We start from the raw sequence: 20,526 nt of genomic DNA, 5'->3' as shown, positions 1-20,526 counted from the left end.
CTGACCGGCGGGGATGGCGATGACACGCTGACCGGTGGCGCAGACGGCGACCGACTGACCGGTGGCCCCGGCGCGGACCGGTTTGTGTTTGCCTCTGCGGCAGAAACCCGGGGCGATGTGATTACCGACTTTACGGTGGGTGAGGACCGGATCGACCTGTCGGCTGTCGGGGATTTTGTGTTCAGCGTTGAAGGGCCCCGGGCCCGTTCACTGTGGACGGCACGGGATGAAAACGGCCTGCACCTGCGCGGGGATACCGACGGCGATGCCAAAACAGCCGAGGTGGACCTGACCCTGAGCGGGGTGGAAAGCCTGAAATCCTTTGATCTTGGCCTGATGCCGGTCTGGGGCAATGCCCTGGATGTCAGCACATCGGCAACCGGGGTGACCGCCGACATGCGCCGGCATGCTGATATTGCCAGCATGACCGGTGGACGGGGCGATGATGTGTTTACCGGAACCTCCGGCAAGAATGCCCTGTTCGGCCAGGACGGCAACGATACTCTTGATGGCCACGACGGCGATGACAGCCTGTATGGCGGCGCGGGTGCCGACAGACTGACCGGTGGCGCGGGCCGGGACCGGTTTGTGTACACCACGGCGGCAGAAACCCGGGGCGATGTGATCACCGACTTTGTGTCGGGCGAGGACCGGATCGACCTGTCGGCGGTGGGTGAGTTTGCCTTCAGCGAGGGGGGCCCGCGGGCTCGTTCCCTATGGTTGCGTCGCGGCGAAGATGGATCCCTGCGCCTGCTGGGTGATACCGACGGCAATGCTGACACGGCAGAGGTTGACCTGCACCTGGGCGTGGTCGAGAGTCTCACGACCGATGACCTGGGCATCACCACCCGGATTGCCGGGGACATGATTGACGCCGGCCTGGCCACGGATTCGGTCGAGCTGCATGTGACCGACTGGACCGGGGTCCGGAAAGCCCGGGGCGGTGCCGGTGCTGATGTCCTGACCGGGAATGACCGCAACAACCACCTGTATGGCCAGGGCGGCGATGACCGCCTGTATGGCCGCGACATGGACGATCACCTTGACGGCGGTGACGGAGACGATCGTCTGTATGGTGAAGGCGGCGACGATACCCTGGAAGGCGAGGCCGGGAACGACACGCTGGAAGGCGGTGACGGCAACGACAACCTCAAGGGCGGGTCCGGCGACGACCTGCTGCAGGGCGAAAAAGGCAACGACGTCCTGGAGGGTGGAACCGGCCATGACACGCTGGAAGGCGGAGCCGGGTCCGATGCCCTGGACGGCGGTGACGGGGATGATGTCCTGCGTGGTGGCGAGGGTGCGGATACCCTGACCGGCGGTGCCGGTTCTGACCGCTTTGTTTATAACACGGTGTCGGAAACTACGGGTGACCGGATCACCGATTTCACCTCTGGCGAGGACCGCCTGGATATGTCTGCCCTCGGGTCCTTTGCATTCAGCAAGGAAGGCCCGCAGGCCCGCTCTCTCTGGGTCCAGACCCAGGGGAATGGACAGCTGGTGCTGGGGGATACGGACGGTAATGCGGCCACCGCAGAGATCCGCCTTGTCCTGGACTCCGCCTCAACCGTGACCGCCGCCGACCTGGGCCTGCCGGATCCCGCGCGGGAGAAGGCCTGGACAGCCCTGAAAGAGCAGAACAAGACCATTGTCGAAGACGGGACCGTCTATTCCGGCGAGACCCGGCGGGGAGACGCCGAGGCCAATACCCTCTCCGGCACACCGGGACCCGATACCCTGCACGGTGAAGGTGGTGATGACATCATCTCCGGTGGATCCGGCGATGACATCCTGAACGGCGGGGCCGGTCATGACTGGATCTGGGGTGATGCCGGGAACGACACCCTGCATGGCGGGGCCGGCTGGGACCTTCTGGAAGGCGGAGCCGGAGCCGATACCCTGACCGGTGGCGAGGGGCGGGATATCTTTGCCTATGATACGGCGAAGGATACCGTGGGCGATGTGATCACCGATTTTACCCCCGGCAGCGATACCCTTGACCTGTCACAGATCGGCGGACTGGCTTTCAGCGAGGACGGGCGCCGGGCCTATGCCGTATGGACGCAGCGTGACGAACACGGAAACCTGCAGGTTCTGGGCGATATCGACGGCCAGGCGGAAACCGAGGAAATCAGCCTGACCCTGAACGGGCTGTCCGATCTGGAAGCCAGGGATGTCAATCTTGGCCTGCAGATCAAGAACGGAAGCCTGGGCAGCAAAAAAGACAGCCTGGAGCCGGTCGTGATTGCCCTTGATCCGACAACCACGGTCATCAACGCCGATGGCAGCAATTTTGATGACCGTCTGAGCGGGGATGACCGCGACAATATCCTGCGTGGTATGGGTGGAGATGATGTCCTGGAGGGCCGTGGCGGCTGGGATACCCTGTACGGCCACACCGGGAACGACACGCTGCGCGGCGAAGGCGGCCAGGATACCTTGCACGGCGGTGACGGCAATGACCGTCTGTACGGTGGCGACGACAACGATACCCTGAACGGCGACGGCGGGAATGATGTTCTGAACGGTGGCGAGGGAGAGGATATCCTGGACGGCGGTGACGGCGTGGATACCGCCGACTATGCGGACCGCAGCGGCCCGGTGTCGGTTATTCTGCGCGATGGCCGGGACAGCAAGGCCCTGGTCAGCGGGCGGGCCGAGGATACGCTGCGCAATATTGAAAATGTCACCGGCGGGTCTGCCGGCGACCATCTGACCGGGAACAAGGGTGCCAACGTCCTCAAGGGCGGGGACGGCGATGACCGTCTGCTTGGCAAGGGCGGCGACGATATCCTGGACGGTGGTTACGGCAAGGACGTGATCGACGGCGGCGACGGTATCGACACTGTCGATTATTCGTGGTGCCCCGGCTCGCTGGAGATCACCCTGGCCGGCGCAAAGACAGCGACGGTTCTGGTCGACGGCGAGGAAGAAGATACCCTGCGCAACATCGAAAATATCATCGGCGGGTTTGGTGACGATACCCTGACCGGTGATGACAAGGCCAACACCTTGACCGGTGGCGAAGGCGCCGACACCCTGGCCGGCGGCGGCGGGGCCGACCGGTTTGTCTATACGGCGGACTCGTTTGGCGATGACGTGATCGTGGACTTTGATGCCGCCGCTGGCGACCGCATCGACCTTGCCATGAAAACCGCCACGGGCACCGGTCTGAGCTGGAACCCCGACGGCCCGCAGGCGTGGTCGGTGTGGATGGAAAAAGGCAACGACGGCGTGGTCCTGTATGCCGACCTTGACGGCAATGCCGACACCGAAGATCTCAGCATCACCCTGCGCGGTGTCACCGATCTTGAACAGAGCGCCCTGATCATCTGACACCATACAGGCGCACCAATCGCCGGAACACTTCCGGCAAACACACAGAAAACGCCACGGGCCAAAACCCGTGGCGTTTTCATTTCCAGACACCGGAAAAAAAACCATAAACGGCCATTATTTATGAGAGGTGCATATTTTTAGTTAACACTGTCTCTAAATGGGGAAATATCTTACACCATAACATAGTTATAGTTTGCAGTTTTCGGGGCATCTACAATTGAGATAGCATCGTAGTGCGAGTATTGGACTGCGGGAGTGTACTCGATACCATATGGATCAAGGGGGATCGTATGACAACAACAAAGAAAACCATGACTTATTATAGGTCATATCACGATTGGCTGCATGGGACTGAGGCGGATGACATTCTAACCGCTGGGGATGGTGATGACCACTTGGATGGCTGGGGGGGCAATGACATCCTCAATGGTGGGGGTGGTAATGACTGGCTGTATGGTGGGGCCGGTAATGACATTCTGGATGGTGGGGATGGGCGCGACAGAGCTGTTTACTATGATAAGAGAGTCCCGGTGAAGGTGACGCTGCGCGGTGCGGAGGATGCCACGGTCTATGTGGATGGTGTGGCCGAGGACACGCTGCGCAATATCGAGGAAATTCGGGGTGGATCCGGTAATGATGTGCTGATTGGCGATGCAAAAAATAATACCCTGTCTGGCTGGTCTGGCGATGATATCCTGGACGGTGGGGATGGGGGTGACTACTTGCTGGGTTGGGCTGGCAACGATACCATTTACGGGGGTGGAGGCGATGATGATCTGCATGGCCATGACGGCGATGACCGTCTGTATGGCGGGGCTGGTAATGACCGCCTGGATGGCTTTGACGGCAATGACCTCTTGGTCGGAGGAGATGGCGATGACCACCTGGATGGATGGAGTGGGAACGACACCCTAGATGGTGGATCCGGGGCGGATTGGGCCTATTTTAGTAACAAAAACGCCCCGGTAACGATAACATTGCGCGGAGAAGAGGACGTCACAGTCTATGTAGGTGGTATTGCCGAGGATACCCTGCGCAACATCGAAAATCTGTGGGCCAGCAACGGTGACGATGTACTGATTGGCGATGCAGAGAATAACAAATTGTGGGGCAATGACGGCAACGACACCCTGGACGGCGGTTCTGGCAACGACACCCTGGATGGTGGACGTGGCGCAGACCTTCTAAGGGGTGGCGCCGGTGCCGATGTATTTCAGTTTTTGGTAGATTTGCCTGGTCATGACGTGATTCTGGATTTTGACGCCGCTGCAGGTGACCGTATTAGCATTCGTGCGATAGAGGGTCAGTTCAGGCGCTCGCCTTGGAGCCCCGATGGGCCGCGAGAAGGATCGGTGTGGATGGAAAGATCTGAAGATGGGGTGGTCCTATATGCCGCTATAGAGGGTAGCTTAGCCACCGACAATTTCAGCATTACCCTGCGCGGTGTCGCCGATTTTGGACCTGACGGTCTGATCTGATCCTCTGGTATCACACTGCCTGTCGGAACGTACTTGACCAACACACAGAAATGCCACGGCTCAAAACCGTGGCATTTCTACATCCAGACGCCACAACAAAATCATGAACCGTGCCTGCATACGACGGGGGAAATGTTTTGGACGCTAAATGAAATTACAGCCACAGCTCTGGATACCGGAACTCAGAAATCGATATTCCCGTACTTCCTTATAAGCCCCGAGATATGTCTATTAGAAACTAGTATGATATTCCCCTGATATCAAAATAGTTTCTAATTGATCTTTTTTATAAATCACGGTTATATCTATTAACCGCATTGATATCAGGAGGATTTCAGAATGATTGTTGTGGTTGGAGGGATAAAAGGCGGGTCAGGTAAAACGACTGTTGCCACAAATCTTGCAATTATTCGTGCTGCAGCTGGCAAGGACGTGCTTCTGGTTGACGCAGATGACCAAGAGACATCGACGGACTTCACAGCGTTGCGAAATGAATCCCTGGAAAAGGGTGCGGGCTATACCAGCATCAAATTAACGGGTGCAGCCGTCAGAACGGAAACCCAGAGGCTGGCCAACAAGTATGATGATATCATCATTGACACAGGGGGGAGAGACACCACCAGCCAACGTGCGGCTCTCACTGTGGCGGATACGGTGCTTGTGCCATTTGTTCCCCGTTCCTTTGATGTATGGACACTTGAGCGCATTGGGCAGCTTGTTGAAGAAATGCGGGCAGCTAATCCGGCTCTTGTCGCCTATACATTCCTGAACAGAGCCGATCCGCGCGGACAAGATAACGATGCAGCCGCCGAGGTACTGCAGGAAACGGGGGCACTCATCTTTATCGACACGCCTCTGGGTGGGCGGAAAGCATACAGCAATGCAGCCGCGCACGGGCTTTCTGTTGTGGAGTTGAAGCCAGCAGACCAGAAGGCAGTAGACGAAATTATGAAACTACACCGATTTGTTTTTGATATCAAAATAGCATCAAGAACAAATCAAGAAGCTATGGAGGTGTAGCGATGGCCATTGCCAGAAAGCCTCAGAAAACAGAGGTCAGATCAGGCGTTGATGTGGATGCTCTTATTAACAAAGGGGGCAGTGTTGCCCAAATCAATCAACCTGCATCCGATGGGCCCTCGCCTGCTGAAAAGCAGGTGGCTTTGCGCATACCTGTGAACATGCTTGGCAGCATAGAAAGCAGACTCAAAAAGCGCACTGTCCGCATCCCCCGCCATACATGGATTCTTGAGGCGATAGCCGAAAAACTGGAGCGGGAGGAACAGGACCAAATAACATGATCCTTTGTGCGGTCGCCATGCCGATACCACCCGGCATGGCGTTGTGATTCAGGCCGTTTGCTTTTTCTGTTTTGCCTTTGCTTTTGCCGGTTTTGGTATGTCTTTCACCTCGACCGTAGCGGCCCTCGACCATGGCTCGGGGATCAGGTCCCATGGCATGATGGCGGTGTTGAGCTTCAGCAGTTCAGGCACGTTGATATCAGCCGTGCACCAGAGGCGGACCGGCTCGTCATCGGCGTTGCGTTCCACATGAACAAACAGCCGGTTGATACAGGTACGGACAAGAACCGTGGACAGGCCGTCGGACGGATCGTGCTTCAGGCGGGCCAGAAGGCGTTTCCAGCGGTTCAGGCTTTCGTTGGCAAGGTCGGTGCGGAAAATCAGCTTGTCCAGTTCCCGCTGGTGCGTATAGAGCTGAAGGCGGGCGTTGGTGATCTGCTTTTCCTTGTCGTCCAGAAAGGACCGGATGACGGGGCGGTTGGTCCGGTTTCCGAGATCCGAGAGCAGTGCCCTGACCTCATCTGTTGCCTGATCGATCTGCTGTTGCAGCCGTTCAATGGCGCTTTCGTGGCGTTGGCGGTCCGGTGAGAGGGTCTCCTGAAAGGTGCGGATGGTGTCCAGATCAACCGTATTCAGCGCTTCCAGACCTTGGACAATGATGGTTTCACGCGGGATCATCCACAAGGCGGTCCGGCGTGATCCATAATAACCCGGCGGGGCGGCGGTCAGCGGGTGGCCGGTTTCGGCGCACCGCAAACGGCGCGTGAAGAACCAGCTTCCGGTCTGGCCGGTCTTCATCTGGAGCGAGCGGGCCTTGCGCTGGCGTTCCATCGCCCGCTCCCGGCTGCGGGCCTTGGCATCGGCGGCGCGGATATGACGCATGGAAGACCGGTCTTCAATCATGCGCTGGACCGCATCGAACAGGTCCTCGTCCACAATCGCGAGCTCCGGAACCGGTATCCGCAGCCATTCACTTTGAGGCCGTACGACACAGTTCCGTTTTCCGGTTTCGGGATTGACCCGGTATTCCTGCCGGTTCCAGGTGATCCAGCCTTTGTACAGCGTATGGCGCAGGACGCCGGTTTGCCGGGACGCCGTTCCGACCAGAGCGGATATGGACCACGTTCCGCCACGCGGCGACGCAATGCCGTCGTCGTTCAGGCCTTCACAGATTTCACTCAAGATCGCGCCGTCATGGTACTCGCTGTAGATACGCCGGATGACCTCCGCCTCCCCCGGATGAATCTCGCGCTCGCCACGGACCAGTTCGCCTTTTTCGTCCAGGCGGTGTTTGGTGCGATAGCCATAGCACAAGCCGCCGGGGATCTTCCCGCGCAGCGTGATGGCCCGCAACCCGCGCCGGGTCTTGTCGGCAAGGTCCCGCAGGTACAGCGCGTTCATCGTGCCTTTCAGACCGATATGCAGCTCGTTGATGGTGCCGTCCGCGATGGTTTCAATATCGATCCCCATGAAGCGCAGTTTCTCGTACAGCGCGGCGATATCGGACTGGCTGCGGGACAGGCGTGACAAGTCCTCGCTCAACACTTTCTCGAATTCACCGGCCAGGGCGGCGGCAACCAGCGCCTTGGCATTCTCGCGGTGGGACATGGTGGCTCCTGACAACGCCTCGTCGGCGAAAATGTGAGATACGGTCCACCCCCTGTCTGCGCAAAACTGGATACACCGGGCCACCTGATCGGCGCTGGATGTGTCCTGTTTGTCGGTGCTGTGGCGCGCGTAAATGGCGACCAGCATGACGTTTCCTCCGGTCTGTGTCGTATGTATACACGACATTTAGCCGGTTGACGGGCAACGGGGAAAGAGCGGATGACGATCAGGGGGCATTGGCGGCCTGTGCAGCGGCTTCGGCTTCACGGCGGCGTTTGACCCGGATAATCTTGCGGGCGATGCGGTAAACATCTTCCCAGATCTCGTCAACAGAGACCGCAGGATCGGTGTCACGACCGTCCCAGCCCATGGCAACCGCTGTCCCGACATCAACGCGTGGCGGCAGAAGTTCAGGCGGAATATGGGCGATGATCTCATCCATGCTTGGCACAATGTCGTCATAGTCATCAGCGTCTTCCGGGGAAACGGTCAGCCAGTCCACGCCATGAAAGATACCGTTGCCTATGAAAGGCAGGGCTTCGTTGTCCTGTACGCTGCTCATTGCTGTTGTCCTTTCCTGGATACAGTGCGGGGGTGCGCAACCAGATACCCCAGCCTTCACAGCTAGCGACAACATCATGAAATGTCAATGCAGGTGGGGAAAGTAAAAGCCATGTAAAAGGCAAATAGACGGTATGTATAACTGCGAACAGGGGTACCAATGAAATTGGCGAGTATATAAGTGGCATTCTACGAGTTTCTACGAGTTTCTACGAGTTTCTACGAGTTTCTACGAGTTTCTACGAGTTTCCAAAAGTTTCTACGTCGTACCCACAGGCAGGATAGAGGAGGTGGGCCCACCTCCTGTCCTCATTCCATGAGGATGCTTATTCGCACGGCCCGGCCGTTCTCAACGCAAGCGTGAGAAATTATCTTTTTTTAATCGCAGAACGACGGGCTGTCTTGTGGACGACAGACTCTTTTCCGTCGTGTCCAGGGCATCTGCCAGGGGCAGGGTGGTTTCGGGTCGGGCGGCTGGTCCGTGCTCCGGTTGACGACGGGACGTTCGGTTTTCACGGTCAGCCCCGTTTCTGTCTCGGGGCCACGCCTGTCGCGGCCGTCCTCAGGATTGGCTGACCTGGCAGCGGCACCGGGTGATGCAACAGCGTCTGTCCAGTTTCCTCCCCTGCCCCATGGTCATTCCTCGCGATCGCTGCGCTCCAGGAAACAGGCCAAACGCTGTCTTCCGGTTCCCTCCAGCCCTTCGGGTGCATCCCCCGGCTTTCCCCTGCCTTCGGTCGCCATCGGACGGCCGCGACAGGCGTGGCCCCAGTTGACGAGGAAAGCATACCGTGAAAACCGAACGTCCCGACATCTACGCCCAAGTCACCGACAGCATCATTGCCGCCATTGAAAATGGCGCTGGCCCCTGGCAGATGCCCTGGACACGACGGGGAGATGGATTGGTGTGTCCTGTGAACATCGACACCGCCAAGCCCTATCGCGGCATCAATATCGTTAATCTCTGGGCATCGGCGTGTCGGCATGGCTTCAGCACCGGTGTCTGGGGCAGCTATCGCCAGTGGCAGAACAAGGGATTTCAGGTCCGGAAGGGTGAGAAGGCAAGCTTTGTTGTTTTCTACAAGGAATTCGCGGTCGAGGAAGAGAACGAAGACACAGGAGAAATCGAACAGGGCAAACGCTTCATGATCCGGAGCAGCTGGGTTTTCAACGCCGATCAAGTCGACGGTTTTGTGTTGCCGGTGCCGGAAGAAAAAGATCCGGCACTGGTTCTGGAAAACGCTGACTCCTTTGTCTCCGGAACGGGAGCGATTGTTCGTCACGGCGGGGAGCGGGCGTTCTGGCGGCCAAGTGCTGATTTTATCCAGATGCCGGAGCGGGATCAGTTCATCGGCAGCGCAACCAGCACGGCAACGGAGAGTTATTATTCAACACTGCTGCATGAGCTGGTTCACTGGACGGCGCCGGAGCCGCGTTGCAACCGGGTGCTGGGCAAGAGCTTTGGCGACAAGGCCTACGCAATGGAAGAGCTTGTAGCCGAACTTGGCGCGGCTTTCCTCTGCGCAGGCCTTGGGATTACGCCCGAAGCCCGGGTTGATCATGCCGCATATATCAAGGTCTGGCTGGACGTGATGAAAGCCGACAAGAAAGCCATTTTCGCCGCCGCCAGTGCTGCGGCCAAGGCCACGGACTATCTTGTGGGACTGCAAAAGAAGGCATTGGAGGGTGCGGCATAATGCCGCGCCGCCACCCCCGCCCGTAGGCCGGGGGTGGCGGCAGGTCCCGGAAACGACGGGTCCCGGGCGTGGGCTGAAAGGCAGGCTTCAACAGGTTTTGCGAAAAATATCCCCACTTGGTTGCGTGGACGTGATTTCTACCTAAAAGCGCCGTATCTGCTCATATGGATTTTGCGTGGAAATACAGGCGCTGGACATGGTTTTCCCGTCATGGGGCCATGGCCTTTCCCTACTTGACGTGTACGGCAATTAGCCGTATAGTCTGACTCCTGTAGCAGGAGGACAGGCCATGCCCGGAGCCAATTCCACAGCCCGCCTTGAAGCCCGGATCAGCGCCGACCTGCATTCAATGCTCAAGCGTGCGGCAGAGCTTCAGGGGCGGACCATGACAGACTTTGTTGTCACCGCTGTTCAGGCTGCGGCCCAGCAGGCTATAGAACAGGCGGAGGTCATCCGGCTCTCCAGGGCCGACCAGGAATGCTTTGCGCAGGCGCTGCTGTCGCCGCCGCCGCCTTCACCAGCCCTTGAACGCGCCTTTGATCGCCGTCGCAGGCTCTTGAGCAGCTCGGCCCCAAAGAAAAAAGCCCGCTGAATGGGGAAAGCACCGTACCGGCTTGTGGCCCTGGCCCGAGAGCACGACCGCACCGCGTTCAACAGTGTTTCTGATCCGCTCAACCGCTACCTGAAAAAACAGGTCACCCAGGATATCAAACGCCGCGTGACAGCCTGTTTTGTGGCCTTGGACGACGATCAGCGCATAGCAGGGTACTACACGCTTGCTGCGGCCAGCTTGGCCTTGGACTCCCTGCCCGCCGGTGTCCGGAAAAAGCTGCCACGCTATCCCACCGTACCGGCCATTCGCATGGGGCGGCTCGCCGTGGACCAGGCTTTCAGGGGACAGGGGCTTGGTGGTGCGTTGCTGGCGGACGCGCTCGCACGCGCGGCAGGTGCCGAGATAGCCGCATATGCCTTGGTAGTGGATGCCAAAGATGAAGCCGCCGTTTCATTCTACCAGCACCATGGCTTCATAGTACTGCCTGACGCGCCGCGCATGCTGTTCCTGCCTCTGGCGACCATCCGGGGACTGCCGTTATAAAGAGTTCCGGACGGTATTTCGCCTGAATCTGGAACGGGAAATTCAATGGACACAATATTGACATCCTCCCCTCCCTAAAGGAAGGGGAGGATGTCAAGAAGCGGATAATCAAAAAAGACGTCGTTGTCGTCCAGTGCCGCGCCGCGTCTTTCCAGTATGGCCCGGGCACGGGCGGTGCGCGGAATCAAACGCGCTCTTTCCTTCGTCCCTGTCGCAGCCAGCCGCACGGAAAGGCCGGGTGCCATGCATAAATATGCGGGGGTCACAGACAGAAGCTCATTCAGCCGCATGCCGGTATCAATACCAAGGGCTGTTCCCGGCTGAAAAAGGTCTGTGCCCAAATTTTTGGCCTCTTGTGCCATCCCAAGCCCAGAAACCCTAAAATAGAAAAGGCGAAACGTATTAATTCGGCTGTCTTTTCTGTTTTAGGCTCAAAAAACTAACAGATAGACAGATAGAGGATACGCATTTTGTCATGACAAAATGCCGCTTGGGGACGTTTGAAGCTCTTGGCGAAGACATGAGTGATTATGTCCGCCGTGCTATCGAAGCCAGACTTTCCGGGGTCGGGGCCGCAGAGCGCAAAATTGCAAGATCACTGAACATCAAGCCTACCAGAGACTGGGGAACCTGAGAATGTTCGCTAAAGGCTCCTTCTTAGCGTGGCTTTACGAAGAAACCTTCCGATGGGGCCATGTACTCATCGGGGTGATCAACAAAAGGAGCCGCGTGGTCGCGGGCAAACTGAACCCGGCGGCAAGCAGCGCTGCCTGTTCGGCCTTGTACTCGGCCGCACCAATGCCGCTGTCGGCTGCACCGTTCACCAGCGCAAAACGGACGGCGAAGGGTCAGGGGCCTTCGTTGTCGGGAACGGGGGTCAGGCGGCTGCCGTCGGGGGCGATACCAAGGGCGCGGTGGCGAGCGCGGATTTTCTCCAGGGCTGCGTCGCTGAGCATGCCGGCGTACCAGTCTTCCGGCAGGCACAGGTTCAGCCCCCGCAACCGGCTGCGCTTCAGGTGGTCGCGCAGGGCCTGTGAGACCAGGATTTTGCCGTGAAACTCATCCAGCCGGGCCAGGTGATGCCGGTCCATGCACCCGGGCTTGCAGAACAGGATCCTGAAGCCCCGGATCCAGTCATCGCCGGGGGATAGCTTTAGCACCGACCGCTCGCGGTCGACGCCTTCCACCGTGTGGGTGAGGTTGACCAGCTTGTACCCTTCCACATCCCCGTCCGGGGCCTTCAGGATCACATCGAACAGCTGGATGTCGTCGGGGGCAAAGGCGGTCAGGATCTCCGCCAGCCGCGGGCTGACCACGGGCGATCCCGACGTGTTGGCCAGGTTGTCCAGGGTCCGGATCCGCTCGCACGGCATCTCGAATTCGATCACCCCGACCCCGGGATCCCCGCTGACACGCTGCCCCTGTCGGAATATAAACCAGTCCGGGGATTGTTTTCTGTCATGCACACCCATCCGGCGGTTGCCTGTGTTGTAGGGATTTTCCCATATATAAACAGCCATCTCTGTTCTCCTAATCCTCTGCCCACGGGCGTTTGTTCTTGTTCAGGCCGGTTTCGCCGGAGCGCAACTCCTTCCGTTCCCGGGCGATGATTTTATCCAGTGCGTCCCGGTACTGCGGCGTGGTCCACCCTTCCAGGCGCCCTTTATCCAGGACCGTTTGCATCTCTTGTCCCAGACCTTCACTGATCTCGCCCCTGTGGCGCCCCAGGTGGATGGACCGGGTCGGGTGCAGCTCGGCCTTGGTGGGCAGGAAAATGCGGTTGGCACGGCGGGCAGGGGGGTTATTCCTCGTCCATCAGTTTCTTGTACCGTGCAAAGACAGCCTCGTCGTCTTTGTGGCCATCAAGGAGCCGTTCATAGAACAGGGGGTCGCGCGCCCATTCGTCAAAGACAAGCTGCGTCCATGCCTCACGACCCTCCCTGGAAGACGAAGACAGCTTCCAATAGGCAGACAACCGGTCATCGACCATGTCAAAAAACTCGGGGGGCTGTGCAACCGGGTATTCGTCATCATCATACTCGCAGATGAGAAACCAGGGGCAGTTGTCCCAGAAATGCAGGCCGTACACGGTGTACACCCGGCCGATCACCAGGTTGTCATCCCCGTCGGTCAGATGGATATATTTCCTCAGCCGGTCACGGACATGGGTCTGTGGCACATCGGCGACATTATTGATCCTGCAAACAACCTTCATCATCTCTCTCCATCAGCCCCCGGCGGGGGGTTAGTCTGTACTGTGTTTCTTGAACTTGAAATCCATCCGTTCCCCGGTTTTGGGATCCAGAATATAGTGCACCACGCTGTCCTTGCCCTCTGCCGACTTGGTCTTGTACTCCATCTTTTGCATGCCTTGGTAGCGGGGGTCATTCAATTCAATGGGGAGTGGTCTGCCTTCCTCTTTCCTGGCCGCCTGCAAGGTCATCTGGTCCTGGAGGCTTTTGGGGGCCCGGCTCCACTTGTCCCCGCTTTCGATGGCGGCTTTCCCGGCGTCGTCGGCGGCCTTGCCGATGACGCGTGCGGCGGGGCCGGTGGCGGCCTTGCCGATGGCGCGGGCGAGCGGGGTGAAGGCGGTCCTGGCGGCTCCCAGTACGGACAGAGTGTCCTCGATCACGTATGTTGGCTCGATCGGGACATCGCGGTCAAAGATCGCATCAGCATCGGTGTAGGTATAGGGCAGAGCCCTTTTGTCACCGTGCATCTCCCAGCGTGATCCGTCCGGGATCCGGGCGCGCTCGATGGCGGCGCTGATGACCTCCATCCGGCGCGGATAGAGCGTCTTCAGCTCCTCCAGCCGGGCCGTGTAGCGAGGATCATCGGGAGACAGCGCCTTCAGGCCGGCCCCGCGCTGCACCATGACCGAGGTGATCTGCTGGACGACATCCAGCTCCGACCGCTCGGTCCCGAAGCCGGCAGCCGCCAGTTCCCGCGCAATCTCCCGGTCCAGTTCCTCTTCTTCCGGGTGCTTCTCCCGGTTATTCGCCCGGGCGAGGCTGGCGATGCGGGCGGCAGCTTCAACCTCTTTGGCCGAGGCGCCGGTCAGCATGGTGGCGGCGGCGCCGGCCAGACCGGCCAGCTGGATCCTTATCGCGGCGTCATCGGACGCCTGGTCCAGCGCCGGACCGGCCAGTTCCTGCAGGCCCGCCCCCACCGCACCGGCCAGGCACGAGCCGCTGGTTGCCGCCCCGATCCCGCAGCCGGCGGCGGCGTGCACCAGAACCTTGCGCACGTCGCCTTCGCCGATCCCGAATTCAACGCCCAGATCCCCGATGCCCTGGAACACCTGCGCCGACACAACGCCAACCGCACCGTTCACCAGCGCCGACCGCGCCGCAGTGTCCAGACCTTCCCCGTTGACGGCCATATCCACAACGGCCAGCACACCAGTGTTGATCGCGGCCTGCGCCACCGTCTGCCCCAGTCCGGCCAGATGCCCTGCCGCACTGGCAACGCCTGCCCCGGCAGCGGTGGCTCCGGCTGTCGCGGCTGTGGCCCCGGCTGTTGTCGCGGCTGTTGATCCGGCTTCGGATCCAGCCCTGGTTATGCCGCTGTCAAGCCCCAGTCCGTCGCTGATCCCCTGTGTCAGGCCTGCTGTCAGGGCACTGATCACCAAGGATCGCAGGGTGTTGCTGGAGGCAATGGACCGCAGCGCCCCCTGCATGTCACCGGAAACGGCGCCGTTGGAAACAGAGGTTGCGACAGTTCCCGCAGCACTGGCCAGAACGGCGTTCGTCATGGTCATGGCCGTCAGCTGGGCCACTGTTCCGGCATAGGTGGCACCGGCCATCGACATGGTGGCCATGCCCGCTGGGATCGAAGCCCCGGCCGCCACTTCGGCAACACCGACGATATTGGCAGCCAGACTGGCCGTGGCCCCGGCGGTGAGGACCGCGGTGGCAAGGGCGATCAGAACCATGGCCCCGCCACTTATGCCGCTTTTCTGGTCATGCCAGCTGCGGTAGGTCTCTTCCACGCCTTTCCAGTCAACCCCCGGCAGGGTCCGGACCGTTGCCAGGTAACCAAGGCCGGGAGCCTGCGCAAGCTGGTCAATGTCGGTTGCCAGATCGCCGGTCGCACGGTATTCGACCACGATACCGCCCGGGCTTTCGATCACAAAGTCGCCGCCGGATTCCAGAAGGGCGTGCCGGACCACCTCCCGTTCGTGGCCACGTTCTGTCATGGTCCACTTCAGGCCACCATCCCGGTGTTCCGAAACCGAAAGGTAATCCCGTTCCGTGTCTGACAGAAGGTGAAGCCTGGCATCCGGGGCTGCAAAGGGACCCTTCCCGACCCGCAAGGTCAGCGTGCCACCGGCGGAAACACGACTGGCGCGGATGGTGGTGTCAGACCCGGATGCTGTCGTCAGATCCGCAACAGAGGTCACATCAGAGCCTTTTATGCCGGTAAAGGCATGCTGCTCTGTACGGAAGCCACTTCCCCCCAGGAAGCCACCAAAGGCACCGGACTTCTTGACCCGGTACTCATGCACATACTGCTCGTGCAGTGATGTGACATGCAGGCCACCAAGGGCCGTGATGTCGACATTACCGCCACTCTTGATCCGGGACCCGGCAATCTCCATGTCACCGCCGGCATCCAGCGATACGGCGCGACCCCCCGAAAGCACGCTGCTTTCATAGGTCAGCCGGCTCTCGTTGACATGCTCGGTTTTCTTCTTGCTGAAAAGACCCCGGCCCTTCGAGGTCGAACTGGACGCATAGCGCGAGGCCTGCGCACCCGCTGCCACAGACAGGGCGTTGCCGGCCACCACATCCAGCCTGCCGTCGGCCGAAACCCGCGAGGCCTCGATGCCGATATCCGTGCCCGACAGGCGGACATCGCCACCGGACAAAACCGATGATCCATGAAGGCGTTCCGCGTACGCACTCCGCGTGCTTCTGCGGCTGCTTGCCGCATCGCTGGACACATCCCGCGTTGCACCGACAACAAGACCACGACCGGCTTTCAGGGTCGCATTGCCGGCAGCCTCAACCTTCGACCCCATAACGGAAACCGAGCCATCCGCTTCAGCCGTCAGGGCACCGCCCGTGGAAATTGATGATCCCCGGGAGCGCTGGGAATGCGAGCTGTGTGTGCTTCGGCCGACGGTCCCGGCATAGGTGTGCTCATCGCGCGTAGCACCGACAACAAGATCACGACCGGCCTTCAGGGTCGTATTGCCGGCAGCCTCAACCTTCGAGCCCAGAACGGAAACCGTACCACCAGCCTCAACCGTCAGGGTGCCGCCCACATCAACCGTACTGCCACGATGGGTAACCGCTGTTCCGGATCCCTCGCCGACCTTTGTCCGGACAGTCCTGTATGGAGTGCAGTCGCTCCGGCCTGCAGCACAGTCCGGGTTGCGCACACGCCGCTCGGCATAGGAAGCCCGGGTAAAACGGGTTTCTTCCTTCAGCCCCTCGATCGAGACATGACCGGCCTGGCTTTTAACGGCAAGATTGCCATCGGCTTTGACCTTGGTACCGGCAAGGCGGACGGTATCATGGCCGGATACAGACATCGCCCCGCCGGCTGCAAGCTCGCCACGTTCCAGATCAATGGTTCTGGCCGCAAGGGTTGTATTGCCCGTGCTTTTGATCTGCCCACCCCCGCGCTGCTTGATGTCACCGGCAGTAATGGTTGTGGTGCCCCCGGCCACCAGCGCACCATTCCTGCGGTTCAGGAAGGCCATGGCCGCAGAAAGCGGAACGTCCCCATTCTCCAGTGCCGGCGGGGATGCCAGGGCCTGAACCAGGTTCTCGCTGAGGAACCGGTCTGCCCCAACCTGGATTGGGCGTTCCTCGGGAATGGCACTACCAACGACAGATCCGCCCTCAGGGTGAGCGATGTGGAGGTCTCTGCCCCCGGAGTGCTGGTGAAACGGTATTCCTGACCGGGCTTGGCCCGTCTCGGCCTGGGTGTTGTCGCGGCCTGTCGATCGTGAATCTCGTCAACATGACCTTTCTTACCCGTCTGGCTGTTGATCTCTGCCAGCATCTCTGCGGCGCTGCGGCTGCCGATCGTCAGGTTGTTGACCTGTTCCGCCTCGATATCCAGTATGCCACCGGCCTCAATCACCCCCCCGAAGGTATTGACGAAATCAAGGGTGCCTTGGTGACAGCTGTAGCAGGCGCGTTTGTGAACCTCGTGACGGGTACGGCTGGCCCCGAACGCAATATTGGTTACGGTCCGGGCCGAGATCTTCAGGTCCTGCCCGGCCCGGATCTCTCCGTAAACATTGCGGATACTGTCGGCATCCAGAGACAGGCCACCTCCGGAACGGATCGTGGCCAGCACACCATCATCGTTGAAGGCATCCTCGGTGATCGTCACCAGGATATCGTAGCCCGCTCCTGAACCGGCACGGATTGCTTGCCACAACGCTCTGACTTCGGGCAGGATGGCCCCGTCCTTGATGTATTTCGGGTCAATCGCGGACAGGGTTGTGTCGTCCAGCGCCTGTCCGCTGGCAAGTTTCTCCCAGAGGGCAATATACCGCGTCCTGTAGGCGTCCTTGACAGGGAACGGGTCGACTTGCTCCACAACCGGTTCATCAACAGCGCTGTCGTCTGCGGTACTGTCATCTGCAGCAACGACCGGTACAACGCGCGCCTCCTCAACCAGCAGGTCGCGCATGAAATCAACGAGAGAGGGGACGCCGGCCTCGACAGCCTTTCCGCTCAGGTTCTGGAAGTAGGCCACCCAGGCCGCTTTCGACCTGTCGGGATTGTCCTTGTCAAGGGCAGACGTGCGCAGCAGGCTGACAATACGGGGATCCAGCGGCGTATCCCTTGAGACCGTGCCGGAAAAGAAGGTCTCCAGAAGGAGCAGGTAATCGTCACGCTTTCCAGGGTCAACGGAACCATCCGGCGCGAGGATATCCGCTGACACCAGGCGATTGCGAATATCCTCGCCCGGATTTACGGGGTCAGACTTTTCTATTGACTTTTTGACCGTGTCCTTGATCCTGACGGTCGGGGCCGTCCCCTGGTTGACAATGGACTTGGCCTTGATATTTGGAAGCGTCTTTCCGGCCTCTATGGTGCCGTTCCTGTTCTCGACAGATTCGGACCGTCCACCCTCTCCTTTCGCATAGCCGATATCGAGCGTGTTTTTGCCAATGATCTTTCCGCCATCGTTGAGAACAAACGGCGCGTCGATGACAATATCCCCCTCCGAGAGCACAGTGCCCCGGTTCTCGACCAGCCGCCCGGCGGCCAGGGTTGTCTTCTGCCCGGACTTGATCGTCCCGCTGTTCTTGATGGTATCAACAGCCCCGATCGAAACCGATGTGTCCGCGTCGATGGTGCCCGTGTTGTCAACCGTATGAGCCGCAACAGAAATGCTGCCTGAACTTTTTATGGTACCGGCGTTCTCAAACCGGGCCGTTGTTGTGATGGTGGTGTCTGTGCCGGCGGACAGGCTGGAACCGGATCCAAGGCGGATATGCCCTTTTGCATCAAGCGTCAGGCTGGAAGCCGAGACCATCGCGCCGTTCATGTTGACGCCGGCCCCGTCCTCGGTGGCAACCAGGGCAATCTGGTTGGCATACATTCCGCCTAGGGCGGCAACATCGAGAGCGATATTCGGGGCCGGGGTATCAACGGTTATCGGGTCGGCCGCGAGGCTGTTGGCATCAACCGTATTCGTCCCCATGACAACGTTCAGCCTGAGGCCCTTGACCTTGGCTTTTTCACGCAGGGCAATGGTGCGGGCAACAAGATCAATCTGACCGATGGATAGCATCTTGCAGCGCCTCGTAGGCCTTCCCTGCCGTGCCACGATTTGTGAAGATCAGCAAGTCCCGGCTGTTGATGCGCACCCGCTTGGAGACAGGTTCGTTGTTCTTCAGCTTCGCCATGATCTGCGAAATGCAGTAGATTAAAATGATATAGAGAACAGCGGTCCAGATTGTCCCGAACGGGCATAGTGTCCTTATCCAACGATGTTGGACTTGTTGGCTGGATAGGGACACGTCCCGGTGTGCGTGCAGGGCTTGCTATCAGCCTTCCTGCTGACTTTTCTGCACACTGATCTCACCACCCGTTTCGGGGCTTGCCTGCATCAGCTCTTCTTTTGTGAAGCCGAAGCGGGTGATGGTTTCCAGGCTTTCGACCTCGACCCACACCGGGTCCAGTTTCGGCCCGTCGTATTCGGGCTTGCCGTAGTCCTCTGGATAGGTCTGGGTGTCGGTCATGGTGGTCATGGTGCCGCGCAGCAGGCGCATGAATTCGGCGTGGGCCGGGGTGCCCTTGATGGCGTCCAGATCGGCACGGGTGTTGATGATGGTCATTTGTTAAAAGCTCCGTTGAGACGGTCAGAGAAGAATCAGGTGGGCACAGACGCCACGGGCGCTAGTGTGGCTAGCCACGTACACCGGAGCATTGTTCCAGCCCGAGCAACGAGAACCGGGATGAGACATATCGTACCAGTGCCCACCCAAGAGCACGGCATTCGACAATTGGTATGTACTGCCCCGCCCCCCCGTGTTCACCGCCCACGAGGACGAGCCATGTGAACCGCCAAAATCACGCCCCCGCACACACAGACACCCGGTGGCCTGGATCACGCCCCATTTCGAGGTGTACGCCGCGTTCAGGACGGTTGCCCCCGGGTCAAACCCCAGCGAGGAGGCCTCGGTGGTGCCCCAGGCCAGCGCCGCAAATTCGGCGTACGACGGTAGCTGCTTGCCATGCGCCTGCATCACCTCGGCAGCCTCCCACCAGTTCAGCGAATTATACGCTTTAGAGCCATCGCCCCCGAACTGGCCCGGGATTTTCGGCGGGCTTGAACCGTCGGCAATAGTGACGCCGTACTTGCTGGTGCCGTCCGTATGGTGGTTGACGCCCAGCAGGTAGATATCCGCCCAGAAGCTGTCTGCCACCAGGGTCATGCCGCGCGGGTCCTTGCACGCCGGGCGGAACTTCAGATCCCACAGCGCGTACGGATTGATCGCCGGGGTGGTATCACCGCCCTTCTGTGCCGTGGCGTTGCCGCCGGGCGCGTAATGAAAGCCGCCGATCTTGCGGGCGGTGTCTGCCGTATAGCCGGACGGAGCCTTGAAGTTGGCATCGGCGCGAACGGATCCATCGGCGCAGACGTACACGGCGTAGTCTGTGCCGGGGGTCAGGGTCGGCATCACCACTGCCGTATCGGTTGTAAACGAGATGGCCTTGCCGTGCACGTCCACAGCCGTTCCCGCCTTCAGGCTGAGCGCGTTTGCAGCAGTCTTGGTGAACACCACGCTGTCCGGATCAGCCTTGATAAAGGCGTTCTGCATCAAGACATGGCTGGCCGCTCCCACCTGCTCTTTTATGTTTTTTGCGGTTTGGGTGATTGTGCCCTCGATCTGTGCCTTGAGTGCGGCATCGGCGGCGGCGAAGGCTTGCTCCAGGTCGGCCTTTACGGTTGCGGCCTTGTCATCCACG

Annotated in this window: 19 protein-coding genes; 8 read left to right on the top strand and 11 right to left on the bottom strand. The window is 59.7% G+C overall.

All coding sequences use genetic code 11. The features are described 5' to 3' along the window. The 4 genes from HEQ60_RS10180 to HEQ60_RS10165 form a co-directional block, all read left to right on the top strand. A partial coding sequence (locus HEQ60_RS10180; protein WP_209315510.1) for a M10 family metallopeptidase C-terminal domain-containing protein occupies positions 1–3,336 on the top strand: 3,336 nt, incomplete at its 5' end. Between the two features lie 293 nt (positions 3,337–3,629). After that, complete coding sequence (locus HEQ60_RS10175; protein WP_168071574.1) at positions 3,630–4,817, top strand: calcium-binding protein; 1,188 nt, start codon at positions 3,630–3,632, stop codon at positions 4,815–4,817. A gap of 339 nt (positions 4,818–5,156) precedes the next feature. Continuing rightward, a complete protein-coding gene (locus HEQ60_RS10170; protein ID WP_168071573.1) occupies positions 5,157–5,837 on the top strand; it encodes an AAA family ATPase in 681 nt (226 codons plus the stop codon). A 2-nt stretch (positions 5,838–5,839) separates the two neighbouring features. Continuing rightward, the gene (locus tag HEQ60_RS10165; protein ID WP_168071572.1) at positions 5,840–6,118 is read left to right on the top strand and encodes a hypothetical protein; all 279 of its coding nucleotides are present in this window, start codon (positions 5,840–5,842) and stop codon (positions 6,116–6,118) included. A 48-nt stretch (positions 6,119–6,166) separates the two neighbouring features. Here the strand turns inward: HEQ60_RS10165 and HEQ60_RS10160 are convergent, their stop codons facing one another. Together HEQ60_RS10160 and HEQ60_RS10155 are read right to left on the bottom strand one after the other, a co-directional pair. Beyond that, positions 6,167–7,873 carry a recombinase family protein gene (locus HEQ60_RS10160; protein WP_168071571.1) on the bottom strand — a complete coding sequence of 569 codons (1,707 nt, stop codon included), beginning with the start codon at positions 7,871–7,873 and terminating at the stop codon, positions 6,167–6,169. Between the two features lie 79 nt (positions 7,874–7,952). Beyond that, entirely contained in the window at positions 7,953–8,288 is a 336-nt protein-coding gene (locus HEQ60_RS10155; protein ID WP_168023426.1) for a hypothetical protein, read from the bottom strand. Between the two features lie 790 nt (positions 8,289–9,078). Between HEQ60_RS10155 and HEQ60_RS10910 the strand changes: the two genes are divergently transcribed. From HEQ60_RS10910 to HEQ60_RS10140, 3 genes are all read left to right on the top strand, one after another. Continuing rightward, positions 9,079–9,984 (top strand): ArdC family protein, encoded by a 906-nt coding sequence (locus HEQ60_RS10910; protein WP_168071570.1) that lies wholly within the window; start codon positions 9,079–9,081, stop codon positions 9,982–9,984. Between the two features lie 289 nt (positions 9,985–10,273). Next, on the top strand, positions 10,274–10,576 hold the full coding sequence (locus HEQ60_RS10145; RefSeq protein WP_168071569.1) for a DUF1778 domain-containing protein: 303 nt from the start codon (positions 10,274–10,276) through the stop codon (positions 10,574–10,576). Further along, on the top strand, positions 10,577–11,080 hold the full coding sequence (locus HEQ60_RS10140; RefSeq protein WP_168071568.1) for a GNAT family N-acetyltransferase: 504 nt from the start codon (positions 10,577–10,579) through the stop codon (positions 11,078–11,080). It abuts the gene before it with no gap. Positions 11,081–11,154: 74 nt separating this feature from the next. Here the strand turns inward: HEQ60_RS10140 and HEQ60_RS10135 are convergent, their stop codons facing one another. After that, positions 11,155–11,421, bottom strand: a complete 267-nt coding sequence (locus HEQ60_RS10135; RefSeq protein WP_168071567.1) for a hypothetical protein — start codon at positions 11,419–11,421, stop codon at positions 11,155–11,157. A gap of 134 nt (positions 11,422–11,555) precedes the next feature. On the opposite strand from HEQ60_RS10135, the gene HEQ60_RS10130 reads away from it, so the two are divergent. Next, positions 11,556–11,714, top strand: coding sequence for a hypothetical protein (locus HEQ60_RS10130; RefSeq protein WP_168071566.1), 159 nt, complete (start codon positions 11,556–11,558; stop codon positions 11,712–11,714). Between the two features lie 214 nt (positions 11,715–11,928). Here HEQ60_RS10130 and HEQ60_RS10125 read toward each other — a convergent pair whose 3' ends face one another. From HEQ60_RS10125 to HEQ60_RS10090, 8 genes are all read right to left on the bottom strand, one after another. Continuing rightward, complete coding sequence (locus tag HEQ60_RS10125; RefSeq protein WP_168071565.1) at positions 11,929–12,600, bottom strand: imm11 family protein; 672 nt, start codon at positions 12,598–12,600, stop codon at positions 11,929–11,931. A 10-nt stretch (positions 12,601–12,610) separates the two neighbouring features. Further along, on the bottom strand, positions 12,611–12,763 hold the full coding sequence (locus tag HEQ60_RS10120) for a hypothetical protein (RefSeq protein ID WP_168071564.1): 153 nt from the start codon (positions 12,761–12,763) through the stop codon (positions 12,611–12,613). 118 nt (positions 12,764–12,881) lie between these two features. Beyond that, entirely contained in the window at positions 12,882–13,298 is a 417-nt protein-coding gene (locus HEQ60_RS10115; protein WP_168071563.1) for a hypothetical protein, read from the bottom strand. A gap of 27 nt (positions 13,299–13,325) precedes the next feature. Continuing rightward, positions 13,326–16,757 (bottom strand): hemagglutinin repeat-containing protein, encoded by a 3,432-nt coding sequence (locus HEQ60_RS10110; RefSeq protein ID WP_209315509.1) that lies wholly within the window; start codon positions 16,755–16,757, stop codon positions 13,326–13,328. A 20-nt stretch (positions 16,758–16,777) separates the two neighbouring features. Next, on the bottom strand, positions 16,778–18,844 hold the full coding sequence (locus HEQ60_RS10105) for a hypothetical protein (protein ID WP_168071561.1): 2,067 nt from the start codon (positions 18,842–18,844) through the stop codon (positions 16,778–16,780). Further along, positions 18,822–18,959 (bottom strand): replication initiator protein A, encoded by a 138-nt coding sequence (locus HEQ60_RS10735; protein ID WP_245183901.1) that lies wholly within the window; start codon positions 18,957–18,959, stop codon positions 18,822–18,824. The genes HEQ60_RS10105 and HEQ60_RS10735 overlap by 23 nt, the downstream gene beginning before the upstream one ends. A 141-nt stretch (positions 18,960–19,100) precedes the next feature. Beyond that, positions 19,101–19,391, bottom strand: coding sequence for a hypothetical protein (locus tag HEQ60_RS10095; protein WP_168071560.1), 291 nt, complete (start codon positions 19,389–19,391; stop codon positions 19,101–19,103). Between the two features lie 24 nt (positions 19,392–19,415). After that, positions 19,416–20,526 (bottom strand): hypothetical protein (locus tag HEQ60_RS10090; protein ID WP_168071559.1); only part of this gene is annotated, 1,111 nt, incomplete at its 5' end.

It is taken from the genome of Haematospirillum sp. H1815 (genome assembly GCF_012102705.1).
GTDB lineage: Bacteria > Pseudomonadota > Alphaproteobacteria > Rhodospirillales > Rhodospirillaceae > Haematospirillum.
The sequence above is the reverse complement of the archived record's forward strand: the minus strand, read 5'-3'. Positions and strand labels throughout refer to the sequence as shown.